The organism is Streptomyces sp. NRRL S-337, from assembly GCF_000720175.1.
In the GTDB taxonomy this organism is placed as follows: Bacteria; Actinomycetota; Actinomycetes; order Streptomycetales; family Streptomycetaceae; genus Streptomyces; species Streptomyces siderophoricus.
In genome coordinates, this window is sequence record NZ_JOIX01000167.1 from 1 (window position 1) to 1,360 (window position 1,360).

The window sequence follows — 1,360 nt, forward strand, 5'->3', positions numbered from 1 at the left end:
CTCGACGCCCTCCATACCGACTTCGCGGACGACGCACACGCCCAGGCGCACATCACCGCCCTCGGTGAACTAATCGAAGCCACCGCCCAGAAAGCACCCGCAGCACTGCGCGCTGAACTCCAAGGCGCCTCCAAGGCGTTCGGACGCGCCCAGCGGTCCCAGATCCGGGCAGAAGATCGAGCCGCCCACGCTCTGCGCAACGCGGCCCGCGACATCGCCCACACCGCTACCGCCCCCGACGGCAGCGCCCTCGCTGCCCTGGTCGCTGGGCTCGTCTGGGCCGCGATCATCGCGGGACGTTGGCACGAGGCCAAGGGCCACGCCCACCAAGCCGACGCCGCCCGCCAAGCCCTCCAGCACCTCCAGACCGCCGCAGACCACGCCCTGACCCCGACACTCACGGACCTCGCGCAACGCCAGCCAAAGGAGGAGACCCGCCGCACCCTGGCCAGCGACGTACGCGCAGCCATCCCCGAGCACGCCGAACGGATCCTCACCGACACCGGCTGGCCGGCCCTCGCCACCATCCTGACCGACGCCGAAGCCCGCGGCCACAAACCCCACCAGCTCCTCAAGGAAGCAGCATCCCAACGCGAACTGGCCACCGCCCGCCAACCCGCCCGCGTCCTGCTCACCCGCATCCAGCACACCAGCCGCAACCCCATCCCCAACCCCCGCGCCGCAGCGGCCCGCCTGCGCACCACCACCACGGCCCCGCACCCGCCCACCGCGCACGCCTACGCCCAGCCGCCAACGGCAAACACGGCACCGGCCGAGCAGCAGCATCGCCAGCGTCGCTAGCTGCCCGACCTCTGCACGACCGTCACTCCGCTGCGGCCCACAACGACCAGAGCTGGACGTGCGCCTCGGTGAACCGCCCCCTATCGGAATCCGGCCGGTAGGGGGCCGCAGTCTTGTCCTGGGATCACTGGCCGGGCTGTGCTGCATCGTGGCTGAAATGCACTCCCACCAGCGCGATTGTCAGTGCCGTATGCCATCGTCACCACCTGTGAGCCGACAGCATCGTCAGCGGCTCGCAACGGGTTACGAGCACACCGCCAAGGGGGAGGCACGGCATGGCTGGCGACGGCTTCGACGTAGACACCGAACAACTCAAGTCCGCCGCACCCACATTCCACCGCGAGTCTGTCGCTCTGGAACGGGCGACGGCCAAGCTTCGCCACACGCTCGACGGGCTGGGAGAGCCCTGGGGCGGTGACGAGCAGGGCAAGAAGTTCGAGCACGCCTACGCCCCACACAAGGCACAGATCGAGAAAGCAGCCGCGGCCCTGGTCAAGGGTCTGTCCAGTATCACCAAGGCCATGAACGACATGGCCGCCAACCACGAAGACGCTGACCA

General features: G+C 69.3%; 1 protein-coding gene and 1 pseudogene. Both read left to right on the plus strand.

Annotated elements, in window-relative coordinates; genetic code table 11:
* A pseudogene (locus IG62_RS0140880) lies at positions 1–801 on the plus strand (mobilization protein); the annotation flags it as partial.
* 275 nt (positions 802–1,076) lie between these two features.
* Positions 1,077–1,360 (plus strand): WXG100 family type VII secretion target (locus tag IG62_RS0140885; RefSeq protein WP_030816350.1); only part of this gene is annotated, 284 nt, incomplete at its 3' end.